This window comes from Streptomyces synnematoformans (genome assembly GCF_039531005.1).
In the GTDB taxonomy this organism is placed as follows: Bacteria; Actinomycetota; Actinomycetes; order Streptomycetales; family Streptomycetaceae; genus Streptomyces; species Streptomyces synnematoformans.
On sequence record NZ_BAAAPF010000590.1, the window covers coordinates 1 to 2,025 of the forward strand.

1 protein-coding gene is annotated in these 2,025 nt (G+C 77.9%); it reads left to right on the top strand.

Going from position 1 to position 2,025, the window contains the following annotated elements:
* Nucleotides 1-34: 34 nt before the first annotated feature.
* Nucleotides 35-2,025, top strand: a 1,991-nt coding sequence (locus ABD317_RS36315) for a sensor histidine kinase (protein ID WP_344296224.1), incomplete at its 3' end; no start/stop codon positions are given.

Here is a 2,025-nt window from a genome sequence, read left to right on the forward strand (position 1 = left end):
GCGCCTCGGGCCCCGCACCGTACGGGCCAGGGTCATCTGCCTGCTCACCGTGCCGGTCGTCTCGCTGATCGCGCTCTGGGGCCACGCCACCGTCGGCACCGCCCAGGACGTCTCCCGGCTGAGCCGGCTCGAACACGTCGAGACCGAGGTGCGGCAGCCGCTCGCCCGCGCCGCCGCGGCGCGGCAGGACGAACGGCGCGCCGCCGCCGGCTACCTCGCCCGCCCCGGCGCCGACCGCCGGCACGCCTACGACGAGGCGGCCACCCGGACCGACCGGGCCGTGGACCGGCTGCGGCTCGACGGCGGCCACACCGTCGCCGTCGGCGCCGACCTGCCGGCGGCCGTCGGCCGTCGGCTCGGCGACTTCTTCGCGGGGGCGGAGGCGCTGGCCCGGCTGCGTACGGAGCTGGCGGCCCGGACGGCCGGCTGGCCGCGGACGTACCGGCAGTACGGCGCCGTGGTCGACCACGCCTTCGGCGCCTCCGGTGCGCTGACCGGGCTGCAGGACGGCGCGTCGGCGTCCGGGGCCCGCGTGCTGCTGGAGTTCGCCCGGGCCGGCGAGATGCTCGCCCGCGAGGACGCCCTCCTGACCGCGGGGCAGCTGCACGGGGCGCTCAGCGCCGCGCACCACCGCGCCTTCGCCGACGCCGCGTCCGCCCGCGCCGCCCTGGAGCAGGGCTCGGCCGCCGACCTCGACGGCGGCGAGGCCGCGGTCTGGCGGCGGACTCGGGGGAGCGACGCGTACCGCGTCCTCGGCGAGCTGGAGGAGGCCGTGGCCGCCGCGGACTCCGGCGCCGCCGCCGTGGCCGCCGCCCCGGCGGGCGCGTGGGAGGGCCCGTACGCGAAGCTGGCCGGCGCGTTCCGCGAGGTGGAGCGGGAGACCGCCGCGTCCGCCCGGCGCACCGACCCCGTCGCCGACGGCGTCCTCACCCCCTCTGGCGCCGCCGCGGTCCTCGGCCTCGCCGCCGTGGCCGCCGCGCTCGTGGTCTCCGTGCGGATAGGCCGGGAGCTGATCGTCGAACTCGTCGGGCTGCGCAACTCCGCGCTCGAACTGGCCCGTCGCAAGCTGCCGTACGCCATGCGCAGGCTGCGCGCCGGGCAGGAGATCGACGTCGCCGGCGAGGCGCCCCGCGGCGACCCGGCCGACGACGAGGTGGGCCAGGTCTTCGAGGCGCTGACCACCGTGCACCGCGCGGCGCTGCGCGCCGCCGTCGAGCGGACCGAGCTGGCGAACGGGATCTCCGGGGTCTTCGTCAACCTGGCGCGCCGCAGCCAGGTCCTCGTCCACCGCCAACTCGCCCTGCTGGACAGCATGGAGCGGCGCGCCGAGGACCCCGAGGAGCTGGACGACCTCTTCCGGCTCGACCACCTCACCACCCGCATGCGGCGGCACGCCGAGAGCCTGATCATCCTCTCCGGCGCCGCCCCCGGGCGGGCCTGGCGGATGCCCGTGCCGCTGCAGAGCGTGGTGCGCGCCGCGGTCTCGGAGGTGGAGGACTACGCGCGGGTCGAGGTGCGGGCGCTGTCGGACGTGGCCGTGGTGGGCGCCGCCGTGGCCGACCTGACGCACCTGCTGGCGGAACTGGTGGAGAACGCCACGCAGTTCTCGCCGCCGCACACGAAGGTGCGGGTCTACGGCGAGCAGGTCGGCAACGGCTACGCGATCGAGGTCGAGGACCGCGGACTCGGCATGGGCAAGGAGGCGATGGCCGCCGCGAACCGCCGGATCCGGCAGTCGGAGGCGCTGGACCTCTTCGACAGCGACCGGCTGGGGCTCTTCGTCGTCAGCCGGCTCGCGGCCCGGCACGGCATCCAGGTCAGCCTGCGGGAGTCGGCGTACGGGGGGACGACGGTCGTCGTGCTGCTGCCGACGGCGTTGCTGCAGGCGGCGGTCGAGGGGCCGGCGGAGCCGGCGCCGGGGTCGCCGGGCGGGGCTCCGGCGCGGCCGTTCTCGACGGTGCCGGGGCTGCCGGCGCCCAACGGGGCGGACCGGACCGGAGGCGGCGGCGCCCGCGTCCCGGAGAA